Source organism: Geodermatophilus sp. SMS 5-13 (genome assembly GCF_059428245.1).
In genome coordinates this window covers 5,723,051-5,747,699 of record NZ_CP165729.1, presented here as the reverse complement: position 1 = coordinate 5,747,699, position 24,649 = coordinate 5,723,051, and the positions used below count along the sequence as shown (strand labels likewise).

27 protein-coding genes are annotated in these 24,649 nt (G+C 74.2%); 8 read left to right on the top strand and 19 right to left on the bottom strand.

What is annotated here, in order from left to right:
• The first annotated feature begins 65 nt into the window (after window positions 1–65).
• A complete protein-coding gene (locus AB3388_RS27870) occupies window positions 66–704 on the top strand; it encodes an MBL fold metallo-hydrolase (RefSeq protein ID WP_495408591.1) in 639 nt (212 codons plus the stop codon).
• Between the two features lie 22 nt (window positions 705–726).
• On the opposite strand, the gene AB3388_RS27865 is transcribed toward AB3388_RS27870, so the two are convergent.
• The 3 genes from AB3388_RS27865 to AB3388_RS27855 form a co-directional block, all read right to left on the bottom strand.
• Window positions 727–1,005, bottom strand: a complete 279-nt coding sequence (locus tag AB3388_RS27865; RefSeq protein ID WP_495408590.1) for a GlsB/YeaQ/YmgE family stress response membrane protein — start codon at window positions 1,003–1,005, stop codon at window positions 727–729.
• 135 nt (window positions 1,006–1,140) lie between these two features.
• On the bottom strand, window positions 1,141–1,608 hold the full coding sequence (locus tag AB3388_RS27860) for an SRPBCC family protein (protein ID WP_495408589.1): 468 nt from the start codon (window positions 1,606–1,608) through the stop codon (window positions 1,141–1,143).
• Entirely contained in the window at window positions 1,605–2,345 is a 741-nt protein-coding gene (locus AB3388_RS27855; RefSeq protein ID WP_495408588.1) for a GntR family transcriptional regulator, read from the bottom strand. The genes AB3388_RS27860 and AB3388_RS27855 overlap by 4 nt, the downstream gene beginning before the upstream one ends.
• Before the next feature lie 162 nt (window positions 2,346–2,507).
• On the opposite strand from AB3388_RS27855, the gene AB3388_RS27850 reads away from it, so the two are divergent.
• Both AB3388_RS27850 and AB3388_RS27845 read left to right on the top strand, forming a co-directional pair.
• Window positions 2,508–3,536: an ATP-dependent 6-phosphofructokinase gene (locus AB3388_RS27850; RefSeq protein ID WP_495408587.1), complete on the top strand. Its 1,029-nt coding sequence runs from the start codon at window positions 2,508–2,510 to the stop codon at window positions 3,534–3,536.
• Between the two features lie 160 nt (window positions 3,537–3,696).
• Complete coding sequence (locus AB3388_RS27845; RefSeq protein ID WP_495408586.1) at window positions 3,697–4,278, top strand: TetR/AcrR family transcriptional regulator; 582 nt, start codon at window positions 3,697–3,699, stop codon at window positions 4,276–4,278.
• A gap of 98 nt (window positions 4,279–4,376) precedes the next feature.
• On the opposite strand, the gene AB3388_RS27840 is transcribed toward AB3388_RS27845, so the two are convergent.
• The gene (locus tag AB3388_RS27840; protein WP_495408585.1) at window positions 4,377–5,645 is read right to left on the bottom strand and encodes a metallophosphoesterase; all 1,269 of its coding nucleotides are present in this window, start codon (window positions 5,643–5,645) and stop codon (window positions 4,377–4,379) included.
• Complete coding sequence (locus tag AB3388_RS27835; RefSeq protein ID WP_495408584.1) at window positions 5,594–7,132, bottom strand: CYTH and CHAD domain-containing protein; 1,539 nt, start codon at window positions 7,130–7,132, stop codon at window positions 5,594–5,596. Before AB3388_RS27835 ends, AB3388_RS27840 begins: the two co-directional genes overlap by 52 nt.
• Before the next feature lie 153 nt (window positions 7,133–7,285).
• Here AB3388_RS27835 and AB3388_RS27830 point away from each other — a divergent pair, with 153 nt between their 5' ends.
• The gene (locus AB3388_RS27830; protein WP_495408583.1) at window positions 7,286–8,191 is read left to right on the top strand and encodes a DUF2382 domain-containing protein; all 906 of its coding nucleotides are present in this window, start codon (window positions 7,286–7,288) and stop codon (window positions 8,189–8,191) included.
• A gap of 63 nt (window positions 8,192–8,254) precedes the next feature.
• A complete protein-coding gene (locus tag AB3388_RS27825; protein ID WP_495408582.1) occupies window positions 8,255–9,472 on the top strand; it encodes an acyl-CoA dehydrogenase family protein in 1,218 nt (405 codons plus the stop codon).
• A gap of 49 nt (window positions 9,473–9,521) precedes the next feature.
• On the opposite strand, the gene AB3388_RS27820 is transcribed toward AB3388_RS27825, so the two are convergent.
• The 14 genes from AB3388_RS27820 to AB3388_RS27755 all read right to left on the bottom strand — a co-directional run bounded on the left by AB3388_RS27820 (window position 9,522) and on the right by AB3388_RS27755 (window position 21,416).
• Window positions 9,522–10,211: a M23 family metallopeptidase gene (locus AB3388_RS27820; RefSeq protein WP_495408581.1), complete on the bottom strand. Its 690-nt coding sequence runs from the start codon at window positions 10,209–10,211 to the stop codon at window positions 9,522–9,524.
• A 307-nt stretch (window positions 10,212–10,518) separates the two neighbouring features.
• Window positions 10,519–11,280, bottom strand: a complete 762-nt coding sequence (locus AB3388_RS27815) for a nitrilase-related carbon-nitrogen hydrolase (protein ID WP_495408580.1) — start codon at window positions 11,278–11,280, stop codon at window positions 10,519–10,521.
• Window positions 11,277–12,470 carry a pyridoxal phosphate-dependent aminotransferase gene (locus AB3388_RS27810; protein WP_495408579.1) on the bottom strand — a complete coding sequence of 398 codons (1,194 nt, stop codon included), beginning with the start codon at window positions 12,468–12,470 and terminating at the stop codon, window positions 11,277–11,279. The genes AB3388_RS27815 and AB3388_RS27810 overlap by 4 nt, the downstream gene beginning before the upstream one ends.
• Window positions 12,467–13,912: an RNB domain-containing ribonuclease gene (locus tag AB3388_RS27805; RefSeq protein ID WP_495408578.1), complete on the bottom strand. Its 1,446-nt coding sequence runs from the start codon at window positions 13,910–13,912 to the stop codon at window positions 12,467–12,469. Before AB3388_RS27805 ends, AB3388_RS27810 begins: the two co-directional genes overlap by 4 nt.
• A gap of 80 nt (window positions 13,913–13,992) precedes the next feature.
• Window positions 13,993–15,657, bottom strand: coding sequence for a class I adenylate-forming enzyme family protein (locus AB3388_RS27800; RefSeq protein ID WP_495408577.1), 1,665 nt, complete (start codon window positions 15,655–15,657; stop codon window positions 13,993–13,995).
• 74 nt (window positions 15,658–15,731) lie between these two features.
• Window positions 15,732–15,947, bottom strand: coding sequence for an RNA-binding S4 domain-containing protein (locus AB3388_RS27795; protein WP_495408576.1), 216 nt, complete (start codon window positions 15,945–15,947; stop codon window positions 15,732–15,734).
• Between the two features lie 5 nt (window positions 15,948–15,952).
• Entirely contained in the window at window positions 15,953–16,663 is a 711-nt protein-coding gene (locus tag AB3388_RS27790; protein ID WP_495408575.1) for an MOSC domain-containing protein, read from the bottom strand.
• Between the two features lies 1 nt (window position 16,664).
• Window positions 16,665–17,600 (bottom strand): aldose 1-epimerase family protein, encoded by a 936-nt coding sequence (locus AB3388_RS27785; protein WP_495408574.1) that lies wholly within the window; start codon window positions 17,598–17,600, stop codon window positions 16,665–16,667.
• Between the two features lie 5 nt (window positions 17,601–17,605).
• Window positions 17,606–18,022 carry a DUF3224 domain-containing protein gene (locus AB3388_RS27780; RefSeq protein ID WP_495408573.1) on the bottom strand — a complete coding sequence of 139 codons (417 nt, stop codon included), beginning with the start codon at window positions 18,020–18,022 and terminating at the stop codon, window positions 17,606–17,608.
• A gap of 54 nt (window positions 18,023–18,076) precedes the next feature.
• A complete protein-coding gene (locus AB3388_RS27775; protein ID WP_495408572.1) occupies window positions 18,077–18,658 on the bottom strand; it encodes a TMEM175 family protein in 582 nt (193 codons plus the stop codon).
• A gap of 59 nt (window positions 18,659–18,717) precedes the next feature.
• Complete coding sequence (locus AB3388_RS27770; protein WP_495408571.1) at window positions 18,718–19,731, bottom strand: hypothetical protein; 1,014 nt, start codon at window positions 19,729–19,731, stop codon at window positions 18,718–18,720.
• Window positions 19,728–20,288, bottom strand: coding sequence for an RNA polymerase sigma factor (locus AB3388_RS27765; protein WP_495408570.1), 561 nt, complete (start codon window positions 20,286–20,288; stop codon window positions 19,728–19,730). Before AB3388_RS27765 ends, AB3388_RS27770 begins: the two co-directional genes overlap by 4 nt.
• A gap of 70 nt (window positions 20,289–20,358) precedes the next feature.
• Window positions 20,359–20,823, bottom strand: a complete 465-nt coding sequence (locus AB3388_RS27760; protein ID WP_495408569.1) for a GNAT family N-acetyltransferase — start codon at window positions 20,821–20,823, stop codon at window positions 20,359–20,361.
• On the bottom strand, window positions 20,820–21,416 hold the full coding sequence (locus AB3388_RS27755; RefSeq protein ID WP_495408568.1) for a TetR/AcrR family transcriptional regulator: 597 nt from the start codon (window positions 21,414–21,416) through the stop codon (window positions 20,820–20,822). Before AB3388_RS27755 ends, AB3388_RS27760 begins: the two co-directional genes overlap by 4 nt.
• Before the next feature lie 92 nt (window positions 21,417–21,508).
• Between AB3388_RS27755 and AB3388_RS27750 the strand changes: the two genes are divergently transcribed.
• The 3 genes from AB3388_RS27750 (at window position 21,509) to AB3388_RS27740 (ending at window position 24,620) form a co-directional block, all read left to right on the top strand.
• The gene (locus AB3388_RS27750) at window positions 21,509–22,672 is read left to right on the top strand and encodes an acyl-CoA dehydrogenase family protein (protein ID WP_495408567.1); all 1,164 of its coding nucleotides are present in this window, start codon (window positions 21,509–21,511) and stop codon (window positions 22,670–22,672) included.
• A 116-nt stretch (window positions 22,673–22,788) separates the two neighbouring features.
• On the top strand, window positions 22,789–24,240 hold the full coding sequence (locus tag AB3388_RS27745) for an HNH endonuclease signature motif containing protein (protein WP_495408566.1): 1,452 nt from the start codon (window positions 22,789–22,791) through the stop codon (window positions 24,238–24,240).
• A complete protein-coding gene (locus AB3388_RS27740; RefSeq protein WP_495408565.1) occupies window positions 24,153–24,620 on the top strand; it encodes a DUF1707 SHOCT-like domain-containing protein in 468 nt (155 codons plus the stop codon). Before AB3388_RS27745 ends, AB3388_RS27740 begins: the two co-directional genes overlap by 88 nt.
• The last annotated feature ends 29 nt before the right edge of the window (window positions 24,621–24,649 follow it).

Below are 24,649 nucleotides of genomic sequence, written 5' to 3'. Positions count from 1 at the left end.
CCTCCCCCCGAAGGGTGAGACCGCACCGCTGCGCGCGGTGCCGGGACGGGGTGCAGGATGCGCTCATGGAGCTCACCAAGCACGGTCACGCGTGCGTCGCCCTCGAGCAGGACGGCCGCCGGCTGGTCATCGACCCCGGGGCCTTCACCGACCCGGCGGGCCTGGACGGCGCCAGCGCCGTCCTGGTGACCCACGAGCACTTCGACCACTTCGCGCCGGATCGGCTGCGCGCGGCCATGGACGCCGACCCGGCGCTGGAGGTCTGGACCAACGCCTCGGTCGCGAAGCAGCTGGAGGGCCTGGGCTCGCGGGTGCACGTCGTCGGCAACGGCGACGCGCTCACGGTGGCCGGGTTCGACGTGCACGTCCACGGCGAGCTGCACGCCGAGATCCACCCCGACATCCCGCGGATCCCCAACGTCGGGTTCCTCGTCGAGGGCCAGGTGTTCCACCCGGGCGACGCGTTCACGGTGCCCGGTGAGCCCGTGACGACGCTCCTCCTGCCGCTGCACGCACCGTGGTCGAAGGCGGCCGAGGTGATCGACTACGTGCGCGAGGTCCGCGCCGACCAGGCGTACGCCGTGCACGACGGCCTGCTCAACGAGACCGGTCTCGGTGTGCTGACCGGGCTGCTCGGCGAGCGGGGGCCGGGCACCCCCACCCCGTTCAGCCGGCTGGCCCCCGGGGACTCGGTCGACGTCTGAGCCGAGCCCCCGGGGTCCCTGCTCAGCGAACGGCGCGCCGGCGGCCGCCGGAGAGCCCCTCGGCGACGCCGACCAGCAGGACGGCGGCGATCACCGCGATGATGAAGCCGAGGACGTTCAGCTCGAAGATGTTCGTGCTGTCGTTGATCAGGCCGCCGATGAGGCCGCCGATGATCGCGCCGACGACGCCGAGCAGCAGGGTCGCCAGCACGCTCATGTGCTGCTTACCCGGCTTGATGAGGCGGGCGAGCGCACCGATGATCAGGCCGACGACGATCAGGCCGAGGATCTGGAAGATCACGGTTCTCCTCCTGGGTGAGGACCGGCGCTCGCGCCCCCGCCCGGCGGGATGCCGGGTGCACGGCACCGGTGCGTGCGGCGCACATACCCCTGACGACCGGCGAAGATTCGCAGTTCCCCCGAACGGGGAGCAAGGTCACTCCGCGTCGGCGACCTGGGCGACGTGCGCCGGCAGCTTGTCGAGCTCGGCGTCCACGGTGCGGCGGACCAGGCCGGTCAGGGCGCGGCGCTGCACCCGCTGCACGACCCGGTTGCCGCCCTTCGCCTCGTGCGTGAGCGTGATCGTCACCCGCGTGGCGCCGGGGCCGGCGTCGGCCAGCTCGATCCGGGTCGTCCAGGTCTCCGGGGTCAGGTCCAGCCGGGTGGCGACCACCGTCTGCGGTGCCCACTCGACGATCTCGCCGCGGGTCGCGTTGTCCGCGGGCGGGCGGCCGTCGAGCCGGCCGGGCACGCACACGAACGTCGTCCCGGCGCCGCCGGTCGCCGACCCGTCGACTACGTACGAGACGTCGCACACCGCGCAGTAGGGCTCGAGGACGGCGAGGGCCTGCCACACCCGCGCCCGCGGGAAGGGGACCTCCCGGCTGCCGCTGGCCGTGGTCATCGGCCGCTGACCGAGACCTCGAACTCGACCTGGCTGACGTCGGGCCGCAGCCGGGAGAAGCTGTGCACCAGCGGGTGGCCGCCGCTGTCGTGCACGGTCGTCCGCACCACCAGCAGCGGCGAGCCGGCGACGACGTCGAGCAGGTCGGCCTCGTCCGGGGCGGCCATGCCGACGTCGACGACGATCCGGGCGTGCGCCAGGTCGGCGGCGTACTCGCGGCGCAGGTACTCGTAGAGCGAGCCCTGGCTCAGGTCGGCCTCGGCGGCCTTGGGGTAGAGCGCGGCGGGCAGGAAGCTGTGCGCCACGTGGTTGGGCGCGCCGTCCACGCTGCGCAGCCGGACCAGCTCCACGACGTCGTCGGCCACCTGGAGCGTCAGCTCCCCCGCCACGGACGATGGCGCCGGCACGATCCGCTGGGTGAGCACCGTGGTGCCCACGTGCGCGCCCTGCTCGGTCATCACCGACGTGAAGCCCGCGATGCGGTGCACGAAGCTCTCGCGGTACTCGTGCCGGATCGCCGGCCGGGTGACGAACGTGCCACGGCCCTGCTCGCGCACCAGGTGCCCGTCGGCCACGAGCCCGTCGACGGCCCGGCGCAGCGTGATCCGGCTGACCCCGTACTCGGCGCACAGCTGCGGCTCGGGGGGGAGCAGGGTCTGCTCGGGCAGCGCCGCGACGCGGCGGCGCAGGTGCTCGCGGACCGAGAGGTACTTCGGTCCCGCCGGCGTGGTCGTCACGGGTCAAAGGTACTGGACGGAAAGACGTCTGGTCGTCATGTCGTATGGGACGTCCGCCCTTGTGCAGATTTCCCGCCGCGACGCGCCGACGGGACCCGACACGTCTAGACGTCATGACGTACTGTCGCCTTCGACCCGGCCCCGACTCGAGGAGAGCTGCCGGTGCGCATCGGCATCCTGACCGGCGGGGGCGACTGCCCCGGCCTGAACGCCGTCATCCGCTCCGTCGTCCGCTCGGCGACGATCCACTACGACAGCGAGGTGCTCGGCTTCCGCGACGGGTGGCGCGGCCTGCTCGAGGACCGGACGACGCCCCTGGACATCGGCGACGTCGACGGCCTGCTGACCCGCGGGGGGACGACGCTCGGCTCGGCCCGGGTCGCCCCCGAGAAGCTGCACGCGGGCGTCGCGCAGATGAAGGGCGTGCTGGCCGCGCACGGCGTCGACGTCCTCATCCCGATCGGCGGCGAGGGGACGCTCACCGCGGCGAACCTGCTCTCGCAGGCCGGCGTCCCGGTGATCGGCATCCCCAAGACCATCGACAACGACATCGACGGCACCGACCTGACCTTCGGCTTCGACACCGCGGTCAGCATCGCCACCGAGATGATCGACCGGCTGCACACCACGGCCGAGTCGCACCAGCGGGTGCTGCTGGTCGAGGTGATGGGCCGGCACGCCGGCTGGATCGCCCTGCACGCGGGCCTGGCCGCCGGTGCCCACGTCACCCTCGTGCCCGAGGAGCCGTTCGACGTGGCCGAGGTCGCCAAGATCGTGGAGGCGCGGTTCGACCGCGGCGACTCGCACGTCATCGGCGTCGTCGCCGAGGGCGCCCGGCCCGTGCCCGGCACGATGCCGCTGCGCGACGGCGGGGTCGACGAGTACGGCCACCGCCGGTTCACCGGCGTGGCCCAGCAGCTCGGCGAGGAGCTGGAGCGGCGCACCGGCAAGGAGGTGCGCACCACCGTCCTCGGGCACGTCCAGCGCGGCGGCACACCGACCTCGTTCGACCGCGTGCTGGCCACCCGCTTCGGGCTGCACGCCACCATCGCGGCGCACGAGGGCCGGACCGGCTGCATGGTGGCGCTGCGCGGCACCGAGATCGAGCTGGTCCCGCTGGACCAGGCCGTCGCCCGGCTCAAGACCGTGACGCCGTCCCGGCTGGCCGAGACCGGCGCCTTCACCGGTTGAGCAGCTCCGCGATCCGCGCGCGCTCCTGCGTGAGGCGCGGCGTGGATGGGTACACGAGACCCGTGCGCACAGGTATCCACCCCGGGCGGGCGGCAGCGTCGCCGCGCCGGCTCGGAGAGGCGCCTGGCCAGACCCGTGTGCGGCAGAGCACGATCTGAGCGTGACCGTGACGTCGGACTGGCGCGCCCGCAAGCGCGACGAGACCCACCAGCGGCTCTACGAGACGGGCATGCGCCTGTTCCGTGAGCGCGGCTACGACCGGGTGAGCGTGGGCGACATCGCGTCGGCGGCGAAGGTGTCGGTACCGACCTTCTACGCGCACTTCCAGAGCAAAGAGCACATCGTGATGCCGATGCCCACCCAGGGCGAGGTGGACCGGGTGCTCGCCGCGCAACCGGCCGAGCTGCCCCTGGCCGAGCGGGTCCGCCGCGGCATCCTCGCCTGGCTGGCGCACTACGGCCCCGAGGAGCGCGCCCAGCTGCTCGACCGGTGGCGGATCGTGGTCTCGACGCCGGGGCTGCGCAACCGCGCCGCGGAGTTCGAGCGGGCGACCGCCGGGCTGGTGTCGGACACGCTCAAGGCCGACGCGGAGCCGGACAGCTCACCGGTCGCGATGGAGGTCGTGGTGAACGCGAGCCTGTCCGCGTACACCCAGATCCTGCTGCGGTGGGCCGAGGCCGACGGGCGGCAGCCGCTGGAGCAGGTCGCCGAGGACGTGCTCGAGGCCCTCCGCGGGCTCTGAACGCCTGAGTCCGAGCTCCGGCCCTTCGACGCCTCGGACGGTGTGCGCCGGTGGCGCACCGTCGCGCCGACAATGCGCCGCAGGCGCTCACTCTTGCGCTACCTGGAGGCCTTCAGCTCGATCACAGTGACCTCGGGGCGGGCGCCGATCCGCATGGGCGGCCCCCAGAAGCCGACGCCCGAGGTCACGTAGAGCTGGGTGTCGCCGTGCCGGGAGAGGCCCTCCACGGCGGGCTGGTCGGCGCGGATGACGTAGTCGAAGGGCCACAGCTGGCCGCCGTGGGTGTGCCCCGACAGCTGCAGGTCCACCCCGGCGGCCTGGGCCTGCGGCAGCATGAACGGCTGGTGGGCGAGCAGCACCACCGGCCGGTCGTCGTCGCGGCCGTCGAGCGCGGCGTCGAGGTCCGCGCCCTGGCCCGGGATCCCGGAGGACGCCGCCGTCCGGTCGTCGATGCCGGCGAGGTCGAACGCCGCCGTCCCCCGGCTGATCTGCACCCGCTCGTTGCGCAGGACGTCGATGCCGAGGGTGGGCAGGTGCCGCAGCCACGCCCGCGTGTCGACGAAGTACTCGTGGTTGCCGGTCACGAAGTACACGCCCTGCTCGCTGACCAGGTCGGCCAGCGGGGCCACCTCGCGGCGCAGCTGGTCGACGTCGCCGTCGACCAGGTCACCGACGATCGCGACCACGTCCGGGCGCTGCTCGTTGACCAGCTCGACCACCCGCTCGAAGCGCCGTCCGCCGTAGGTGGGCGACAGATGGACGTCGGAGAAGGTGACGATCCGCAGGCCGTCGAGCGCCGGGTCCAGCCGGGGCAGGGTCACCGGCACCCGCCGCACGACCGGAGCGGAGTTGGCCAGCCACGCGCCGGTGCCGGCCGTGCCGACGGCGACCACGCCGGCGGTGAGCGCGAGCCCGCGGCCCAGCAGCAGCCGGCGGGACGGATCGGCGACGGTCCGCTCGGCGACCGCCGCACCCGGCGCGTCGCGGCGCGGCCGGCGGGTCCACCGGCGCAGCGCCAGCCGGACCGGCTCCAGGGCCAGCAGGGTGAGGAAGAGGTAGAAGGCCAGGCCCAGCCAGGTGTAGGCGATCCAGTCCAGCGGCGCGGCGACCGCCAGGGGGAGGCTGCGGCGGGTGAGCACCGCCACCGGCACCAGCAGGGCCAGGACGACGGTGAGCAGCGTCAGCCGGCGGCGCAGCCGGCCCGGCGACGTGGTGCCGCGGGCCAGCCGCCACCACAGATAGGTGTTCAGGAGGACGACGGCGAGCGCGAGGACGGTGCCGAACCCGAGCAGGCGGATGACGGACAGGGCGGACCTCAGCTCCTCGTCGCCGCGCGGATCGCCCGCCGCAGCTGGGGTTCGAGGCACCAGAACTCGGCCTCGGCGGCCGCCGCCCGCGCCTCCTCCAGCGCGTGCAGCCGGCCGTAGCTCCACGCGTTCTCCCCGGCCGCGGCGGCGGCCAGGCCGATCCGGCGGCAGTGCTCGCGGGTCACGACGGTGTCCTGCCGGTCGCCCAGCACGTCCTGGACCTGCTTCATGCAGTCGACCAGCGCGTCGGCGCCTCCGCCGAGCACCGGTGCGGCCACCTCGGCGGTGTAGCGGACGCGCTTGGCCGCCTTGCGCACCTCGTGCAGGGCGCCCCCGGCCCCCCCGTCGCGGGCCGCGGCGGTCCGGCGGCGTAGCCGCTTGCCGGTGCGGTGGACGGCGTCGACGAGCACCGGGCCGGCCGGGGTGTCCGCGGCCTCGGTGAACGGCGGGTCGGCGAGCACGCCGTGCAGGTCGTCGAGCAGGCGGAGGTAGCGGGCGTCGGCCAGCGTCCGCTCGGCCCGCTGGCGACCCTCCTCGGCGTCCTTGAGGAAGGCCTGCTGCAGCCGCGCGGCGACCGGCCCGAGCAGCAGCTCGTCCGGCTGGGCGGCCGCGAGCTCGCGCAGGTGGCCGAGCGCGACCTGGCCGTCGCGGGCGGCGGACAGCTCGGCGCCCACCCAGCGCAGCTCGTCGCGCAGCGGCTCGGTGCGCTCCCGGTCGAGCAGCGGCCGGTACGCGGCGAGGATGCTGCGCAGCCGCCGGCAGGCGACCCGCACGTCGTGCACGCCGTCGGGCTGGTCGGTGCGCACGAGCAGGTCGGCGTCCTGCAGGGCGGTCACCTGCGCCGCCAGCGCGGCCAGCACGACCTGGCCCGCGGTCACCTTCCTCCGCTTCTTCTTCCCCGCCGGCAGCTCGGGGACGCCGTCGAGGGCGGCGAGCCGCTCGCCGAGCACCCGCACCAGCTTGGACGGCGACGGCGAGGGGCTGGCCCCGGCCGCGACCAGCCGCTCGGCGACGGCGGCCAGCAGCGGCTCGTCGCCGTCCACCAACTCGACCTCGAGCTCGCGCCAGACCTGCACGGCGGCCGGCTGCGCCGGATCCGCGGCCAGCGCCGTCCCGGTGACGGTGTCGTCGGCGACCTCGGCCAGCACCCGGCCGTCCTCGCCGCGCAGCAGGGTGACCAGCCGCCGGGTCCTCAGCGTGGCCACGGGCCCCAGCCGCGCGTCCCGGACGATGCCGCGCACCGGCGCCGCCACCGCCTTCGGGGGGACGCGGCCGGCCCGCCCGAGCGGGGAGTGCAGCTCCCGCCGGGCCCCGGCCGTGGCCGGCAGCTTGACGTGCCAGCCCGCATCGGGGCCGCCGGTCCGCCGGCGCATCGTCACGCGGGCGCGGGCCAGCCGCAGGTCCGGGGTGTCGTGGTAGACCGCCTCGAGCTGCCGCTCCTCCGGCGCGTCCACGGCGGCCACCCCGTCGACGTCGTCCAGCCCGGGGACGACGAAGTCCGGGTCGACGTCGAACTTCCGCTCGATCTCCACGTGGCCTGCGGACATCTCGGGCTCCTCGCTGCTGGGGCTACCCCGGACGATCCCACGTGCGCGGTCCCGACGCCGCGAGGATGTTCGCCGGTCGCGTGCGCTGGGCACCGTCCCCGCACGTCGCCCGGCGTCGTGCTCGCCGGGGAGCCGCCAGAGGGGAGCCCACCCATGTTGAGCGAACGCGAGGTGTCCGCCGCCGTCGGCACCACCGCCTACGACGCGCAGGGCGGCAAGCTGGGCGCGGTCGAGCACTTCTTCGTCGACGACCGGACGGGCACGCCGACCTGGGTGGCGTTGATGACCGGCCTGTTCGGCACGCGCACCTCGATCGTGCCGGTGCAGAGCGCCACGCTCGACGACGGGCGCCTGGTCCTGCCGGTGACCCGGGACGCGGTGCGCTCCGCCCCGCACTTCGGCGGCAGCGAGCACCTCGGCCCGGACGAGGAGGCCCAGCTGCGGCGGCACTACGGCATGGACGTGGCCGGCACGGGGGAGCCCGCGTGGACCGGGGACGGCACCGGCCTGACACCGGCCGGCGCGGCGCCGTCCGACGACGAGGCGCGCGACCACACGCGCCCGATCGGGGAGACGGTGCCGCAGCACGCGACGCGGTCCGACGACGGGTCGATGGTCCGCAGCGAGGAGCGGCTGCGGGTGGACACCGAGCAGGCCCCGGCCCGGCGCGTGCGGCTGGTGAAGTACGTCGTCACCGAGGAGGTGCAGATCACCGTCCCGCTGCGCCGGGAGGAGATCCGCGTCGAGGAGGTGCCGCTGGACGCCCCGGACGCCGGCGCCGGCGAGTCGCTGGTGCCGGACTCGGGCGGACTTCCGGCCGGCGGCGGGCTGCCCGACGAGATCGTCCTGCACGCCGAACGGCCGGTGGTCTCCGTCCAGGTCCTGCCGACCGAGCGGGTGCGGCTGCGCACCGAGATCGTCGAGGGCCAGGAGCGGGTCAGCGGGCAGGTGCAGCGCGAGCAGATCGTCGTCGACCAGGACGGCGGCCCGGGCCGGGACGGCGGCGCGAGCCAGGACGGCGGCCGGGGCCGGGACGGCGCCGCGGGCCGGGGCCGGTGAGCGCGGGGCGGTCCCGATAGCGTCGGGGACGGACACCGCCGTCCCGAGCCCGAGGAGCGCACCGTGGACTTCGCCCCCGACCCCCGCACCACCGAGCTGGCCGAGCAGCTGCAGGCCTTCTTGGACGAGCGGGTGATCCCGGCCGAGGCGGAGTTCGACAAGCAGGTGCAGGAGTCCGGCTGGGCGCGGCCGCCGGTGATCGAGGAGCTGAAGGCCGAGGCGCGCTCGCGCGGCCTGTGGAACCTGTTCCTGCCGAAGGAGCACCACGAGCGGCACGGCTACGGAGCCGGGCTGACCAACCTGCAGTACGCGCCGCTGGCCGAGCTCACCGGCCGGAGCCCCGCGCTGGCCCCCGAGGCGGTGAACTCCGCGGCGCCGGACACCGGCAACATGGAGCTGCTCTCGCTGTTCGGCACCGAGCAGCAGCGCACCGAGTGGCTGGAGCCGCTGCTGGCCGGCGAGATCCGCTCGGTGTTCTCGATGACCGAGCCCGCCGTCGCCTCCTCCGACGCGACCAACATCCGCACCGAGATCCGCCGCGACGGCGACGACTACGTGATCCAGGGCCGCAAGTGGTGGTCCTCCGGCGCGATGAACCCGAACTGCCGGATCGCCATCGTCATGGGGGTCACCGATCCGGACGCCGACCCCCACCGGCGGCAGTCGATGATCCTCGTGCCGACGGACACGCCCGGGGTCAACGTCGAGCGCTCGACCAGCGTGTTCGGCTACTCCGACGCCGCGCACGGCGGGCACGCGATCATCCACTACGACGACGTCCGCGTGCCGGCGTCGAACCTGCTGGGCGAGCCGGGGTCCGGGTTCGCGCTGGCCCAGGCCCGCCTCGGCCCCGGCCGCATCCACCACTGCATGCGGCTGCTGGGCATGGCCGAGCGGGCGCTCGAGCTGATGATCGACCGCGCGAAGCAGCGGGTGGCGTTCGGCAAGCCGGTCGCCGAGCAGGGCGTCGTCCAGCACTGGATCGCCCAGTCGCGGATCCGGATCGAGCAGGCGCGGCTGCTGGTCCTCAAGACCGCCTGGCTGATCGACACCGTCGGCAACCAGGGGGCGCGCACCGAGATCGCGGCGATCAAGGTCGCCGTCCCCGAGGTGACGAAGTACGTCGTCGACCGGGCGATCCAGGCGCACGGGGGCATGGGGGTCAGCCAGGACACCCCGCTGGCCGGGCTCTACGCCCAGGCGCGGCTGCTGCAGATCGCCGACGGCCCCGACGAGGTGCACGAGATGGTCATCGCCCGCCGGGAGCTGCGCGCCCGCTGAGCTCTGCGGGCGCGGATACGTCGGCGTGACGCCGACTGATCCACTCCGCTCAGACGGTGACGCCGCGCGCGGCCAGCCACGGCACGGGGTCGACCTTCTCCCCGTCGATGCCGCCGAGATGCACCTCGAGGTGAAGGTGCGGGCCGGTGGAGTGGCCCTCCGACCCGAGCTCGGCGATGACGTCGCCGGCGTGCACCTGCTGCCCGGTGGTGACCAGGATCTTGCGCATGTGGCCGTAGACGGTCACGTCGCCGTTGTCGTGCTGGATGTAGACCGCCTCACCGAAGCCGCTGGCCGCTCCGGCCTTGACGACGGTGCCGTCCATGATCGCCTTCTCGGGCGTGCCCAGCGGGGCGGCGAAGTCGATGCCCGCGTGCAGGCGACCCCAGCGGGGACCGAACCCGCTGCTCAGCCGGTACTCGTCGACCGGACGGACGGCGGCGGGGGCGGGCGGGGGAGCGGGCGCCGGAGCGGGGGCGGGCGCGGGCGCCGGGGCCGGCGCCTCGGCCGTGTTCCGCGCCGCGGCGAGGCTGACCGTCGCGCCCTGCGCGGAGGACTCGGTCGCCGCGGCCGCGACGCGCTCGTCGCCGTCGGCCGGGATCAGGGCGAAGCCGGCGACGCCCGCGGCGACGGCCGTCGCGGCGAGGGCGGTGACGGGCCGCCGGAAGGCCCGGACGAGCCCGGACGCGAACTCGGTCCGGAGCGAGGGCGAGGAGGGGGCGAGGTGACGCGGAGGCATGTACCTGTTCCTGGAGGGGCGGCTGGTGCGCACTCCATGGAACAGAAGGTCACGAAAAGGTCACAGAGGATCGCGGCGCACGGGCACGCGGCGGACGTGAGGTGCACCACGCCGGACAGAGCGGTTCGTCACGCAGCGCGACGTGAACCCGCGACGGACGCCGCCCGGATCGACGGTCCGTGAACGGCGGGGGCGAGACCGACGTCACTGTGACCTGCGTCGCTTCGGCTCCGGAATACGGCGTGTCGGCTGGACGAGCTCGTGAGCGGAGTGCCACGGGAGCGATTTCCGCGCCCCGGCACGCGACTCAGGAACGGCGGTCGGGGAGGAAGGCGAACCGCTCGCGGGTGCCAGCCACCTCGGCGGCGTCGACATCGGCCAGCAGGATCGTCTCGATGCCCGCGGCGGTGGCCAGCAGCTCCCCCATCGGGCTGACGATCCGGCTGTCGCCGACGTGCTCCAGCCCGTTCCCGTCCGCACCGACGCGGTTGACGCCGACGACGTAGGCCTGGTTCTCGATCGCGCGGGCCTGCAGCAGCGTCTGCCAGTGGTGGCGGCGCGGGCTCGGCCAGTTCGCCGGCACCAGGTAGACGTCCGTGGCGGGCGCGGCGTCCCAGAAGACGTTCGCGAAGCGCAGGTCGTAGCAGATGAACGGCGTGATGCGCAGGCCGCCGATCTCCACCGTCGTCGGCTTCTCCCCCGCACGGAACCGCTCGTGCTCGCCGGCGTGGGTGAACGGGTGCAGTTTCCGGTAGCGGTGCGCCGTCCCGTCGGGGCCGGCGAGGACGAAGCAGTTGTACGGCAGCTCGCCGTCTGCGGCGACCTCCGGGCAGGTGCCGCCGACCCAGACCCCGTGCTCGGCGGCCTGCGCGGCGAGGAACTGCGACGACGGCCCGCCCTCGGGCTCGCCGATCCCCGGCGTCATGGAGAAGCCGGTGGAGAACGTCTCGGTGAGCAGCACGAGCTCCGCGCCCGCGCCGACCGCCCGCGCCACCTGCGGGGCGAGCCGCGCGAAGTTGGCGTCGCGGTCCTCCCACACGATGTCGTGCTGCACCGCCGCGATCCTCATGCCATCTCCCTCAACCGCTTCACCGCTTCGCCCAGCACCTCGTCGCGCTTGCAGAACGCGAACCGGACCAGGTGCCGGCCCAGGTGCGCGTGCGCCGGGTCGTAGAAGACCACAGTGGGGACGGCGACCACACCCGCCCGCTCCGGCAGCGACCGGCAGAACGCCAGCCCGTCGCCATCCGGCTGCACCGGGCGGACGTCGACCGTGGCGAAGTACGTCGCCTCCGGGCTGATCACCGGCAGCCCGGCCTCCCGCAAGCCCTGCACCAGCACGTCGCGGCGGTACTCGAGGTCGCGCGCGACGCCGCTGAAGTACGCGTCGGGCAGCGCCAGCCCGGCCGCGACCGCCGGCTGGAAGGGCCCGCCGTTGACGTAGGTGAGGAACTGCTTCGCCGTCCGGACGGCGGTGACCAGCGGCGCCGGCCCGCAGACCCAGCCGATCTTCCAGCCGGTGGTGTTGAACGTCTTGCCGGCGCTGCTCACCACCAGCGTGCGCTCGCGCATGCCGGGCAGCGTGGCGATCGACCGGTGCTCGCTGCCTGCGAAGACCAGATGCTCGTAGACCTCGTCGGTGAGCACCAGGAGCTCCGCCTCCATCGCCAGGGCGGCGAGCAGGCCCAGCTCCTCGGCCGTGAAGACCTTGCCGGTCGGGTTGTGCGGGGTGTTGAGCAGCAGCAGCCGCGCGCGCGGGGTGATCGCGGCCCGCAGCTCGGCGGGGTCGAAGGTCCACGCGCCCTCGCCGTCGGCCAGGGCCGGCGGCCGCAGCGGCACCGGCCGGAGCACGCCGCCGGCCATGGCGACCGCGGCGGCGTAGCTGTCGTACATCGGCTCGAACAGCACGACCTCGTCGCCGGGCTCCAGCAGCGCGATCAGGGCCGCGGTCAGCGCCTCGGTGGCCCCCGCGGTCACCAGCACCTCGCCGGCCGGGTCGTAGGCGTGGCCGCGGAACCGCGCCACGTGCGCGGCGATCGCCGTCCGCAGCTCCGGGATCCCAGGGCCTGGCGGGTACTGGTCGTGGCCGGTGCCGATCGCGGCACGGGCAGCGTCGAGGACCTCCGGCGGGCCGGGGTAGTCGGGGAAGCCCTGGCCGAGGTTGACCGCGCCGGTGGCCACCGCCAGCGCGCTCATCTCGGCGAAGATCGTCGTCCCGAAGCCCTGCAGCCGGGCCGACAGGTACGGCACGCGCGTCATGGCTCCACCTTCTCGAACCGGACCCGGCGCGCGACGACGTCGGCCTCCGCGAGCCGGACCTCGACCCGGGTGCCGGGCCGCAGGCCCGTCCCGCTGCAGCGGGCGCGCACGGCCAGCCCGTCGAGGACGACGGTGCCCGACTCACCGTTGGCGTCGAGCACGACGGCGGGGAAGACCGTCCCCTCACGGCCGTGCAGCAGCCACGCCTCCGTGGCGTCGACGACGGCCCGCTCCACCTCCCGGGTCCGGCGGTCGGAGGTGGCCATGAGCTCAGGTGTCGCGGTCAGCGCCGCGCGCAGCTCGTCGTCCGGGCTGCGCCCGGCGGCCAGCGCGAGGCAGACCTCGGTGGCGAACCGGTCGACCAGCCGGCGCAGCGGGGCGGTGACGTGCGCGTACGGCGCGCCGACCCCGGCGTGCACCGGCTGCTCGGGTGGCGGCCCGTCGAAGGCGGTGTAGCCGGAGCCGCGCAGCAGGGTGGCGGCCTCCTCCAGGAAGGCGGCGTGCCGCGGATCGCCGGCGTCCAGGCCCCTGATCACCGCACCGGGCCCGGCGCCGTCCGGCCAGTCGACGCCCAGCGCGGGCGCCAGCAGCCGCAGCCGCTCGACGTCCTGCGCCCGCGCGGGCGGCAGCGTGCGCAGGACGCCGACGCCGCCGTCGAGCATCAGTCCGGCCGCGCAGCGCCCGGTGAGCAGCGAGATCTGCGCGTTCCACGTCTCCACCGCCAGGTCGCCGCGGAAGGCGAGGGTCCACCCGCCGTCGGGCGCCGGGCGGACCTCCTGCTCGGGCGTGCCCAGCTCGATGGCGCCGCGGTCGGCGGCACGGGCCAGCAGCAGCCGGCCGATCCGCGGCAGGAGCGCCAGCGGCCCGGGCAGCGCGCCGGCGTCGGCCTGCCGCTGCACTGACGGGTAGTCCAGCTGCGCGCGGCTGCGCACCCGCGCCCGGCGGACGTCGGAGGAGCGCAGCTCGCCGTCGGCGTCCAGGTCGAGGGTCCAGACGACGGCCGGGGTGACCTGCCCCGGCAGCAGGCTGGCCGCGCCCTCGCTGAGCACCGGCGGGTGCAGCGGCGTGCGCCGGTCGGGGCAGTAGACCGTCTGCCCGCGCCGGCGGGTGTCCGCGTCCAGCGCCCCGCCCAGCCGGACGAACGCGCCGACGTCGGCGATCGCATACGTGACGCGGTAGCCGTCGCCCGCAGCGGCCAGCTGCACCGCCTGGTCGAGGTCGCGGCTGCCCGGCGGGTCGACGGTGACCAGCTCGAGGTCGGTGGCGTCCAGCTCGGGCAGCGGCGGGCGGGCGGCGACCCGCTCGGCCTCGGCCAGCGCCGCCGGGTCGAACGCCTCGGGGACGCCGGCCTCGGCGCGGATCGCGGCGAAGTCCGGCGGCGCGGGCGACGGGACGGCCGGCCAGCGGGGGACACGCAGGGGGTGCCGGGCCGGCCGCTGCATCCGTGCCCGCCCTTCGTCGTCCTCCGCCGTCGGCCGTGATCCTCACCCTCGGCGGTTCCACGTGGAACCGCCGGGGCGACTCAGCCGCCCTGCACCGGTTCGCGCAGCTCGCGGCGGAGGATCTTGCCGGTCACCGTCTTCGGCAGCTCGGCGACCAGGTCGATCGACCGCGGGTACTTGTAGGCGGCCATCCGCTCCTTGCAGAACGCGATGAGTTCCTCGGGCGTGGCCTCGGAGCCCGGCTTGAGCGAGACGAAGGCCTTCACCGTCTCGCCGCGGTACGGGTCCGCGACACCGACCACGGCGGCCTCGCGCACTGCCGGGTGCCCGTAGAGGACGTCCTCGACCTCCCGCGGCCACACCTTGTAGCCGGAGGCGTTGATCATGTCCTTCTTGCGGTCGACGATGAAGATCCAGCCCTCGGGGTTCATGAACCCGACGTCGCCGGAGCGCAGCTCCCGGCCGGGCAGCGTCTTCTGCGTCTCCTCCGGCTTGTTCCAGTAGCCGAGGACCACCTGCGGACCGGTCGGGCAGATCTCCCCGACCTCGCCCAGCGGGACCGGGTTCCCCTCCTCGTCGAGCACCCGCACGATCGTGTTGTTCACCGGCACGCCCACCGAGAAGGCGCCCGAGGTCGGGTCGATCGGGGACGCGACGCCGCGCGGGGTCAGGGTCATCGGCGAGGTCGTCTCGGTCAGGCCGTAGGCGTTGTGGATCGGCAGGCCGGTCGCCTTCTCGAACGCCTCGGCGGTGGACGGCGCGATCGGCGCCCCGCCGGAGTACACGTTCTCGAACGACGAGAAGTCGTCCCGCTCGAAGCCGGGGGCGTTCATCAGGGCGATGAAGACCGTGATCGAGCCGATCGTGAAGGTCGGCCGGTGCTCGCGGATCGCCTCGAGAACGACCTGGGGCTCGAAGCGGTAGGCGAGGATCAGCGGCGAGCCGGACAGCAGGCACACGGCGATGTGCCCGATCAGGCCGGTGATGTGGAACAGCGGCGCGACCCCGAAGACGGCGCCCTGGGTGCCGACCCCGGCGTAGTCCCGGTAGACCTGGGCGGTGAAGCAGACGTTGCCGTGGGTGTTCATCGCGCCCTTGGGCACGCCCGTCGTCCCGGAGGTGTAGGTCAGGAACGCGACGTCGTCCACCCCGTAGGAGACGTCCGGGACCGACTCGCCGCGGTGCTGCTCGATGAACTCGGCGAGGTCGGTGGTGCCCTCGTGCCGGGCCCGGCTGATCTTCTCGAACAGCCGCGGGTCGTTCCGGCTCTGGTAGTCGAGCTCGGAGGTGGTCAGCACGAGCGAGACGTCGGTGTCGGGGACGACCTTCTTGGCCACGGAGTCGTAGAGGGACTCCAGGCAGAGCAGCACCTTCGCGCCGGAGTCCTTGAGCTGGTAGTCCAGCTCCCGCTCCCGGTTCATCGGGTTGATCGAGACCATGATCCCGCCGGCCTTCCACGTGGCCACCATCGCGACGACGAACTGCGGGACGTTCTGCAGGTAGACGGCCAGCCGGTCGCCGCGCTGGAACCCGTTCGCCAGGAGGCCGGCGGCCACGGCGGTGGACTGCTCATCGAGCTCACGCCAGGTGAGCGTGCCGTCGAAGTACTTGACGGCGGGGTCGTCCGGCCGGGCGGCGATGGTCGCGCGGGTCATCGCGAGCGCGTCGTCGAACTCCACGGCGACGTCCGGGGACTGGTCAGGGGTGTAGAGGGCGAGCCAGGGACGGTCGTCGTACGTGGTCATGTGGCGCTCCTCGCGACGGTTGCGGGATGCACCCCATACAAGCCGAGACCCGGGTCACAGTCCACCTGAGCCGCTCAGCCGATGCGGACCTCGTCCATGCCCTCGATCGAGACCACGTCGCCCGTGCGCAGCTGGCGGCCGCGGCGCTCCTCGGGCTCGCCGTTGACCCGCACCGCACCGGTCAGCAGGACGTCCTTGACCTGGGCTCCGGTGGGGACGGCGTCGACCAGCTTGAGCAGCTGGCCGAGGCGGATGCTGTCCTCGCCGGGGCGCAGGGAGACGGTGCGCACGCCGCTCAGCCTCCCGCCGGCACGAGCTCGTCGCCGACCGCGACCGTGCCCGGCTCCAGCACCGACGCCGCGACCGCCAGCAGGCCGCCGCGCTCGCGGTGCACCGCCTTCAGCACGGCCGTCTCGCGGCCGATGCCGCCGGGCTGCGGGCGGGTCACCATCACGCACCGCGGCACCGGCCCCCAGACGTCGAGCGTCGCGCCGCCGAGGCGCACCCGCGTGCCGATCAGGTCGTCCTCCCCCGCACCGTCGAGGACGACGTTGGCCCGGAACCGCCGGCGGTCCCAGGTGCCGAGGGTGCCGGTGGAGACCAGCGTGACGCGCGCCTGGCCGTTGTCGTGGAAGGTCCCGGCGCCGCCCTCGAAGGGGTGCCAGCCCCCGGACTCCTCGTCGTCGTCGGGCGCCTCGAACGTGGGGACCGCCGGCCCGGCCGCCCGGCGCAGGCTCAGCCGCCGGCCGGCCCAGTCGGAGAGGACGGCGTCGTCGGCCGTCGCCGTGCCGTCGGGCAGCACGACCTCGACGCCGCCGTCGCGGATGCGGGCGCCGGCGAACAGCAGGTCGGGCGCCCGCCGGGCGGTCAGTCCGAAGCCGGTGTCGACGTCGAACAGCGCCCACTGCCGGTCGCCGGGGAGGCCGAGCGGTCCGATCTCCGCCGTCCGCAGCCGCTCGCCCTGGAGCGACTTGACCGGGTAGCGCCAGAGCTCGGCGACCCGCACGTCAGCCCGCCGGGGTCCAGGACAGCGACCAACTGCCCTGCCACTGCCGGCCGGGCTCGAGGACGACGAGGTCGACCTTGTCGGCCAGCGCGTTCGGCGGGCAGGTCATCGGCTCCACGGCGAGGCTGCGCCGGCGCTCACCGGCGGGCAGGGTGTCCCCGCTGTAGACCTGCAGCCACGGCCAGGCCTCGTCGACGGCGAGCTCCAGGGCGCCGGCCGGGCCGGAGAGCCGCACCCGCGCCCAGCCGTCGTCGCCGCGGGCGAGGTCGGTGAGCGGGTCGTCGAAGGAGCGCTCGCCGATCGTGCCGACGGCGCCGTCGAACGGCCGCGTCTCCCCGGTCGGCAGCCCGTCGGCGCCGACCACCACGAGGGTGCGGGCCGGGATGTCGAGCTCCGCCTGGCCCAGGCCGTCCTCCCCCGTGCCCACCCCCAGGTACGGGTGCATGCCGACGCCGAACGGCGCCGCCGTGTGCCCCGCGTTGCCGACCCGGACGGTGACGTCCAGCCTGTCCGCCGACAGGGCGTAGTCGATCGCGACGGCCAGCCGGAACGGGTAGCCCGACCGCGGCTCGACGATCGTGCCGACGGTCAGCACGCCCTCGGTGCGGTCGAGCACCGACCAGGGCTGCCAGGAGACCAGGCCGTGGATGGCGACCGGCCGCTCCGGGGAGGTGATGTCCAGCTGGTGCTGCTCGTCCTCCCACTCCCAGCGCCCGCCGCGCAGCCGGTTCGGCCACGGCAGGAGCACGTGCCCCCGGCGGCCGTTCGGCACCGCGCCGGACGGGTAACCGTCGATGACGTCCCAGCCGTCGACGACGAGCCGGCGCAGCCCACCGCCGCGCAGGTCGACGTCCAGCCGCGCGTCACCGGACAGCAGCCGGGCCTCGGCCGGTTCCGTGGCCGGCCACTCGGGAGAGGTCCGCGGGTGGATCGACACGGCGCTCAGCTCACCACATCGGTCAACGGCAGCTCGTAGTCGAGGGTGAGGACGGCGCCGGATTCCTCGTGCGCGATGGTGAGCGTGCCGCGCAGGCCCTCCAGCGCGCCGGTGCCGGTTCCGGGCAGGACGACGCCGCTGGAGCTCGACCACTCGCCGTCGACGACGCCGGTGTGCTGGAGCACGAACGAGCCCTCGCGGCCCTCCAGCGAGCCGGTGACCAGCTCGATCGCGGTGTAACCGGCCGGGGTCTCGCCCACGGCCGCGCTGGTCATCGCGACGACGCCGGTGCCGGTGAGCGGGCCGGAGAACGTCTTGCGCAGCGTCACCCGGCCGAAGACGACCGGCCCGGGCTCCTTCCCCAGCGCCAGCGGCTCCGGCTCCCAGCCGGTGACCTCGAACGGGATCTTCACCTGCGGCATGTGACGGCCTCCTCGTGGATGGGACGGCGAGTCTGCCCGAGGGCACCGACAACGTCAGTCCTGGTGCTGGACCGTCCGCTCGAGTCGGCGATCGGGGACCAGCCAGAGCAGCGCGACGGCCGCGTAGATGGCGACCGAGAGCCAGGGCGCCACGAAGGACAGTGCGATGCCGATCGCATAGACCAGCGGCGAGAGCTTGCCTTTCAGGTCCCGGCCCACCGCCCGTGCGACGACGGAGCCGGAATCCTGATCCCGGATGATCACCGTCTGCAGCAGGTAGTACGCCAGCGCGGCGGCCAGCAGCACGATGCCGTAGGAAGCCGCGGGAGCCGGGGCGAGGCCGTTGTCGCCGAGCCAGGCGGTGGTGAACGGGATCAGCGACAGCCAGAACAACAGGTGCAGGTTCGCCCACAGCATCCGGCCGCTCACCCGCTCGGTGGCCTGGAGCATGTGGTGGTGGTTGTTCCAGTAGATGCCCAGGTAGACGAAGCTGAGGACGTAGCCGAGCAGCACCGGCAGGTCGTCGTGCAGCGCCGACCAGCTCGTCCCCTCCGGCTTGGGCAGCTCCAGGACCATCACGGTGATGGCGATGGCGATGACGGCGTCGCTGAAGGCTTCCACCCGGCCGGTCGACATGCGCGGGAACGCTAGCGGCCCCGGGGCCGGCGCATCCGGGTGCGCCGGCCCGGGCGCCGTCACGGGTTGTGCGTCACCTGCTCGGCGAAGGCGAGCACCTGGTCCTCGGTGAACGCCTCCGGGGCCTGGACCACGAACGTCGTCCCGTCGGCGAACTGAGCCTGCAGGTACCAGCCCGTGTCGATGCGGACGAGCTGCGCCGGGCGGCCCTGGACGGTCACCGTCAGCAGCGGGCCGACCGGCCCCATCAGCGAGCCGCGGAGCTGGTCGGGCGGTACGACGTCCTCGGGCAGCGGCACGTGCACGCTGAGCGTCTGCTGCTCGTCGGCGTCGTTCACCAGCGTGAGCACCCGGCCCATCGTGAAGAACTGCACCGACCAGCCGGCCGGGGCCAGGCCCACCTGCAGCGTCGCCGGCTGGGGGCGATCGACCAGCGACTCGGCGAGCGCGACGATGCGCGCCGACGAGCGGTAGCGGCCGTAGGCGAGGATGGTCACCCACTGGTCGTCCGCGCGTTCCCAGCTCAGCCGCGTGAAGGAGCGCCGCCCGCAGTCGGTCGCGTCGTCCCCGGTGCACCAGCCCCGCGAGTAGCGGACGAGATCGGCCTCCGCATCGCCCACGGAGACCTCGCTCTCCCCCTCGGAGCGGTAGTCCGGCGCGCCCTGGTCCGGTGCCGCGGGGCCGTCGTCCCCGACGTAGAGGGTGAACCCGTTCTCCTCCGTCGCGTCGTCGTAGGAGGCGATCCCGCTGCCGGTCCCGTCCCCGTCGAACGCCGGCCGGAGGCCGTCGGGCACCGGGTCGAGCGAGAGCGGGAACGTCGGTGTGTCGAAGTCCACCAGCGTGACCGTGTCGGCCGCCCCGTCCGGCTCGGCGATGACGACGGCGGCGGTCCAGGCGGCCGCGGCGGCGACGACGGCCACGCCGATCCGCAGCGTCGTCCTCGGGCTCGGACGGCGGCGGGCCGGCCGGCCCTCGATCTCCGCCAGCAAGGCTGCGCGGGCGGCATCACGGGCGGCAGGGCGCAGCGGCGGCGCGTCGGGGCCGGCCTCGCGGAGCAGGGTGATCTCGTTCATCGGGTCTCCTCCGGGCGCAGCGCGGCGCGGGTCAGGCGGCGGGCGCGATTGAGGCGGGAGCGGACGGTGCCCACGGGGACGTCGAGGACGGCGGCGATCTCCTCGTAGCCGAGCTGTCCCCAGGCGAAGAGCAGCAGGACGTCGCGGTCGCGCGGCTTCAGCCCGGCCAGGGCCGCGGCGAGCGGACCGCGGAACGCCTCGGCGTCCAGCCGGTCCGCGGCGTCGCCGGGCTCCTCCGGCCGTTGCTCCGGCTCGGCGGCCGCCCGTGCCAGCGCCCGGTAGCGGCGCTGCTCGGCGCGGACGTGGCCGCGGACGACGTTGGTCGCGATGCCGATCAGCCAGGGCCGGACCTCGACGTGCAGCGCGCGGTAGGCCGCACGGCGGCGGAACGCGACGAGGAAGGTCTCGCTGAGCAGGTCGTCGGCGAGCTCACCCACCCGGCGGCCGAGATAGCGGTGCACCGTGGTCGCGTGCCGGTCGAACAGGACGGCGAAGCACTCCGGCTCATCGACCGAGCGCTCGATCAGCTCCCCGTCCGGCAGGCCGGGAGGGTGCACGGCGCGTAGGCCTTCAGGTGCGGTGGGTGAGATGGTCACACCCTGACATGTCCGGTCGCCCGGATCGGGTTCACGCGCGGTCGAGCAGCCGCTCGAAGAAGAGGGAGTCCGCGGCGTCCGGGTCGTCGCGGTACGCGCCGAACGCGCCGATCGCCCGGTAGCCGGCGCCGGTGTAGAGGCCGACCGCCTCGGGCTGGCGCGGTCCGGTCTCCAGCCGCAGCGTCGTCCAGCCGCGCTCGCGGGCCGCCGCCTCGAGCCCGCGCAGCACCGCCTTGGACACGCCCCGCCCGCGCGCCTCCGGGACCACGTACATGCGCTTGACCTCCGCGACGCCGTCCCCGAGCTCGCGGAGGGCGCCGCAGCCGAGCGCCGTCCCGTCGTGGTCCCGGACCAGCAGGACGACGCTGACGTCGGACGCCGACGGCGGCGTCCCCGGCTCGCCCTTGCCGTCGTACCGGGCGCGGATCTCCCCCTGCTGGGCGGCGGTGAGCCGCTGGAGGTCGGGGTCGTCCCAGGACACCGGCGTCGGCGTCACAGGCTGATCCCGTGCAGCAGCAGGGCGGCCAGCTCGCGGTAGGCGGTGGCGTCGTCCAGGCCGGTGGCCCGGGCGGTGTCGCCGCGGCCGATCCGGAACATCAGCGTGGTGACCGTGTCGGCGACCAGCGTCGGGTGCACCTCGCGGAACCGGCCCTGACTCACGCCGTCGTCGATCAGCCGCCGCACCCGCTCGGCGGCCGCGGCCGTGTTCTGCTCGTAGACGGCGCGGCCAGGGGCGAAGGAGTCGAGATCGCGGTGGAAGGCCGGTGTGGCCGGCGCGAGCGCGCGGGCAACGGCATTCAGGTACGCGGTGACCCGCAGGGCGGGGTCGGCCTCGGTCACGGTCTGCGCCTCGACCGCCTCGGTCGCCTTGCGGAAGAAGTGCCGCACCACCCGGAGCGCCAGCTGCTCCTTGCTGCCGGCGAGCGTGTAGAGCGTGCTCTTGGAGCAGTGCAGGCGGACGGCGAGGTCCTCGAGGGTGAACCGCGAGAACCCCTCTGCGAGGAACAGCGCCTCGAGCTCGTCGAGCAGCTGTGCCTGGCGGCGGGTCATCCGGCCCTCGTCGGGTACGGAGACGGCGGACGTCGTCATGGCACCTCCTCTGCACCCAGGATGACGTCTGGACTAGAGACAGTACTGCGGTACGGTTCTCAGTACTGTTTCCGTGGGTGGGAGAAGGCACTGTGCTGGTCGACCGAGAGCTACCGACCGACGAGGCGCGCGACCTGCTGGCGCTGACCCGCGAGATCGCCGACGGCGAGCTCGCGCCGCGCGCGGCGCAGTACGAGCGCGAGGAACGCTTCCCCCGTGAGGTCTTCCGCACTCTGGGCGAGGCCGGCCTGCTGGGCCTCCCCTTCCCCGAGGAGGCCGGCGGCGGCGGTCAGCCGTACGAGGTCTACCTGCAGGTGCTCGAGGAGCTCTCCGCCCGCTGGGCCAGCGTGGCCCTGGGCATCAGCGTGCACACGCTGGCCTGCTCGCCCATCGCCTGGTTCGGCACCGAGGCGCAGCGGCGGGACCTGCTCCCCGAGATGGTCGGCGGCTCGCTGCTGGGCGCCTACTGCCTCTCCGAGGCGCACGCCGGCTCGGACCCCGCCGCCATGCGGGCGTCGGCGGCCGCCACCGAGGACGGCTGGACCGCCCGCGGCGAGAAGGCATGGGTCACCCACGGCGGCCACGCCGACTTCTACTCGACGTTCCTGCGCACGCCGGACGACGGTCCGCGCGCCATCTCCTGCTTCCACCTGACGCCGGACCTGCCGGGCTTCAGCCCCGCCAAGCCCGAGGAGAAGATGGGGCTGACCGGCTCCACCACGGCGGCGATCCGGCTGGACGACGTCCCCATCCCGGCCGACCGGCTGGTCGGCGAGCCCGGCCGCGGGCTGGCGATCGCCCTCTCCGCCCTCGACTCCGGCCGCCTCGGGGTCTCGGCGGTGGCCGTCGGGCTCGCGCAGGCGGCACTGAACGTCGCCGTCGACTACGCCGTCGAGCGGGAGGCCTTCGGCCGGCCCATCGCCGAGCACCAGGGCGTGCAGTTCCTGCTCGCCGACATGGCCGCCGCGGTCGAGTCGGCCCGCGCCACGTACCTGGTGGCGGCCCGCCGCCGCGACGCCGGCAAGCCGTACTCGCGGCAGGCATCCATCGCGAAGCTGGTGGCGACCGACGCGGCGATGAAGGTCACCACGGACGCCGTCCAGGTCCTCGGCGGCGCCGGCTACACCCGCGACCACCCGGCCGAGCGCTACATGCGCGAGGCGAAGGTGTTCCAGATCTTCGAGGGCACCAACCAGATCCAGCGCATGGTGATCGGCCGGCACCTGACCAAGGAGGCCGTGCCCGCCACCGCGTGAGCGATCCGCGCGGACTGGACGACGCCGTCCGTCAAGGGCGCGTCTTCATCTGTGGACAACCGCTTGACCTGGGGATTCAGGTCGCCGCGTGGTCCCTTTGGCACTATTCTTCGTACATGTGTTCGACAACCCTCGAGGACGGCGACGTGCGCGGGTTGACCGCGCCGGAGCTGCTCGACCGCACCCGGGCACTGGTCGCCGAGCGCAACCGGATCGACGCCGAGCTGGCCCGCACCGTGCGCGTCGCGGACGGCAAGCGGGCGTTCGCCGGGGACGGGATGGCCACGGCGCTGTCGTGGCTGCGCGGGCACTGCCGGTTGTCCAGGGCGGCGGCCGCGCAGGTGGTGCGCACCGGCCGGGCGCTGGAACAGCTCCCGGCGGTGGAGGAGCAGCACGCCGCCGGGGGGCTGACCGCCGATCACGTGGACCTGATCGGCAAGATCACCGGCCCCCGGTACGCCGGGCTGATCGAGGCCCAGGGCGGCACCGTGGCCGGCGTCGGCGAGGTGCTCGCCCGCTTCACCGCCGGACATCGGCACGACGAGCTGGTCCGCCTCGTGCACACCGTGCTCGAGCGGCTCGACGCCGACGGCCCCGAACCCGATCCCACCGAGGAACGGTTCCTGTCCTTCGCCAAGCACGCCGACGGCTCGGGCGCCGGCCGCTTCCACCTCGACCCGGTCGGCATGGAGAAGCTGCAGGCCGCGATCGAGTCACTGCTGCAGGCCCACCGGCCGGCCGGCGATGCGCGCACCCGGCCCCAGCAGCAGGCCGACGCCCTCGTCCAGCTGGCCGACATCCACCTCGGCTGCGGCACCCTGCCGCTGCTGCGCACCGTCAAACCCCAGGTCGCGGTCCGGGTGAACAGCGAGGACCTGGCCGACCCGGCCACCGGCAGGGGCACCGCCCGGGCCGGGTTCGGCGCCATCCTCTCCGCCGCCCGCGCCCGCCAGCCGGCCTGCGACGCCGAGCTGCGCCGCTATCTGCTCTCCGCCGACGGCGAGCCGCTCGACTACAGCCGCGCCCAGCGGCTGGTCACCCCCGGCCTGCGCAAGGCCGTCGAACTCCGGGACGAGCACTGCGTGTTCGCCGGCTGCGATGCCCCGACCCACTGGTGCGAGGTCCATCACGTCATTCATTGGCTCTTCGGCGGCCAGACCAACCCGGAGAACTCCGCGCTGCTGTGCGAGCGGCACCACACCCAGGCCCACCACGGCTTCCGCGTCGAACGAGACAGCAACGGACGCTGGCACACCTACCGCCGCGACGGCACCGAGAACCTGGTGATCCGGCCGCCCACCGACGAACCGGGTCTGGCACGGGCCCGGTTGACCCGTCGGTGGTCGGAAGCACCATCACCGGCACGTCGCGTCCGAAGGACGGGCGAGGTTCCACGTGGAACTGATGACGTTCGTCAGTGGTCGAACGCGCTGGTGAGGACGAAGACTGGTGCTCCCCGGACCAGGAGAGAGCAGCCGTCATGCCCCAGCCTCAGATGCGTGCCGCCGACGACGACCGCGAGGCCGTCGCCCGCCGCCTCGGCGAGCACATGGCCGCCGGCCGGCTGACCCCGCCCGAGTACGAGGACCGGGTCACCCGCGCCTACGCCGCCAAGACCTACGGCGAGCTGGACGAGCTGACCGCCGACCTGCCCGCCACCCGGCCCTCGACGCCGGCGCCCCGGACGCAGCCGGAGCACTCCGGCGTCTGCAGCCAGCCGAACGGAGCGAACCGACCCTGGGTTCGTGGGATCTGGGCGAGCTGGGCCACGACCGCCCTCATCGTGACCACGATCTGGCTGATCACGTCCCTGTCCTCGGGCACGTTCCTCTACTTCTGGCCGATCTGGGTGATCGGCCCCTGGGGCGCCGTCCTGCTGGCCCAGACCCTCACCGGGCCGCGCCCGCACCACGACCGGGAGCAGCGCCACCGCGATCGGCGTCGGTAGCGCGGCCGACCGCGCGTCGCCGCACCAGG